Origin of the sequence: Sulfurovum sp., from assembly GCF_041562805.1 — a bacterium.
Taxonomy (GTDB): Bacteria; Campylobacterota; Campylobacteria; order Campylobacterales; family Sulfurovaceae; genus Sulfurovum.
In genome coordinates, this window is record NZ_JBFFOH010000251.1 from 1 (window position 1) to 2,414 (window position 2,414).

Genomic DNA, 2,414 nt, shown 5'->3' on the forward strand with positions numbered 1-2,414 from the left:
CATGACGTTTCTATACAGCAGTATGTGCTTGAAAGTCTTGGATTTAATGTCATAAGTTCAAATGTAGTACACATTGACACTTCTTACGTTAGAGGTGATGAGCTAGACCTCAACGGTCTCTTTACAATTGCCAACGTCAGTGATGAAGTCAATGCTCTGCAAGCAGGTATACCGCAAAAATTAAGCGAGTTTGAGATGTATCTTTCAGACCGAGAACATGAGCCAAACATCGAGATCGGCAAACACTGCAACAACCCTTACAAATGTGATGCCAAGGATTATTGCTGGAAAGTTCAAAGAGACATTCCAGATTACTCGGTTTTCAATATCTTTAATCCCGGCACTAAAAAGCAGATAGAACTGTACGAGCAGGGCATTGTAAAGATCGAAGAGATTCCGGATGAACTCAAAATGACAGCGATCCAAAAACAAAAGGTAGAGAACTGGAAAAGTCAGGCGAGCTACATTGACAAAGAGAGCATCGAAGCCTTTCTTGATACCTTGACCTATCCTATCTATCATCTCGACTTCGAGACCTTTCAACAGGCTATTCCTGAGTGGAAAGGGATAAGCCCATACCAACAGATCCCGTTCCAGTATTCGTTACATATAGAGCATGCAGACGGCACACTAGAGCATAAAGAGTTTTTAGCAGAAGATGGCAGCGACCCACGACAAGAACTTGCAACAAGACTGGTAGAAGACATTCCGGTTCATGTAACAGTACTGGCATATAACATGAGCTTTGAAAAAGGGGTCATTGAAAAGCTCGCTATAAATTACAGTGAATTAACAGATCATCTACGAAGCATCAATGAAAACCTGAACGACCTGATGCTCCCGTTCCAAAAGCAGTATTACGTCACACCACAGATGCAGGGAAGTTACTCCATAAAATACGTTCTACCTGCACTGGTGCCAGAAATGGAACGTGCCTACAAAGAGCTAGACGGTGTACAAAACGGAACCGAAGCCATGAATGCTTTTGCCAGGCTTTCGAGAATGGCACCGGAAGAAAAAGAGAAGATTAGAAATGCGTTGTTAGCGTACTGCAAGCTCGATACTTTGGCGATGGTTGAAATTTTGAAACATTTAAAAGGAGTACTCTAATGACTCTGGTGGAAAAATTAGAAGCTTTTATTTTTGATGTTGATGTTCAAAAGAACATCTCAGCAATTACTAATAATTTTATGGATTTGAATATATTTGAAGTTACAGGGATGGGTTCTCAGGAAATTAAACATTCAAATGTTTTAGCGTGGTTGCTCGATAGGAGAGAACATGATTTTGAGCATCAGATACTTGAAAAATTTCTTACCAAAGTAGGAGACTTGGCAAAAGATGATCAATTACTTCACTATGTTTTTTTACCAAAATATAAACGATCAATAGAAATATTTAGAGAAAAAAATGGTATTGATCTTTTAATTGTGGACAATGTAAATCATGTTGTTATAGCAATTGAGAATAAGGTTTTTGCAAATGAGCGTACAGAAGGTGAAGATGGTGGTCAATTAAATAAATATGAAGAGTATGTGAATAAAAATTTCTCTGATTTTAAAATGTTTTTTATCTATTTAACACCAGATTTATCTGATGCATCTACAGATAATTGGATAAACGCAAGTTATGAGATGCTAGTTAGTTGTTTGCATGAAATATTAGATACAAACGAGGTTTTACCTAAAATTAGATTGATCGTTAAAAGTTATATTGATTTACTAAAAAGGAGAGGCATAGTGGCTGATAAACAATTGAAAGCATTGTGTGAAAAAATATGGGCTGACCAAAACTATAGGGAAGCATTGGAAGTCTTATATGAATATAAGCCGTCGAATTACGAAGTAATATCAAAAATTTTATTAGATGAATTAAATGGTATTGGTGCTGTGAGTGAATACTATGCAGGTAAAAATAATGATATCATTTTCAGGACTCAGTGTATTAATAAAAATCTTTATGATGATAATGAGTTGTTTTATAATTTGACATTTGGCTACGATGGCGTTTTCCTAGCATTATACATTCCAAAAGAAGATACTAAACTAGATAAATATTATCAAAAATTATTTCCTGAAAAAGCTAAAAAGAATCAGAGATATTATAGAAATCAGCTAATAGCGATTCGAGACAAAAAGTGGGATCGTTATGTAAATGATGTAAGTATAAATGATCTTTATACTGAAATTATTGAGGATATCAAGAAGGTATTTAATTGTTTAAGCATCACTGATCAGAAACTTTCTAGTTTACTTAGAAAAAAATAGGGAGGAGAGTCGATGCTCTCTGATGAGAGCACCATTCTTAAGGAGTGTTATATATAAAAAAGACGGCTTAAAAAACCATGTCCAAGTGCGGAGAGTCCTCATCGATGTAGATGCCTGCGTCTTCGTAAGCTGCCATGTGGTGTGCGA

General features: G+C 36.1%; 2 protein-coding genes. Both read left to right on the plus strand.

What is annotated here, in order from left to right; all coding sequences use genetic code 11:
- On the plus strand, positions 1 to 1,110 hold a 1,110-nt coding region (locus ABYK33_RS15390; RefSeq protein ID WP_373034203.1), incomplete at its 5' end, for a DUF2779 domain-containing protein.
- Positions 1,110 to 2,267 (plus strand): PD-(D/E)XK nuclease family protein, encoded by a 1,158-nt coding sequence (locus ABYK33_RS15395; RefSeq protein WP_373034204.1) that lies wholly within the window; start codon positions 1,110 to 1,112, stop codon positions 2,265 to 2,267. The genes ABYK33_RS15390 and ABYK33_RS15395, both read left to right, overlap by 1 nt.
- Positions 2,268 to 2,414: the final 147 nt, after the last annotated feature.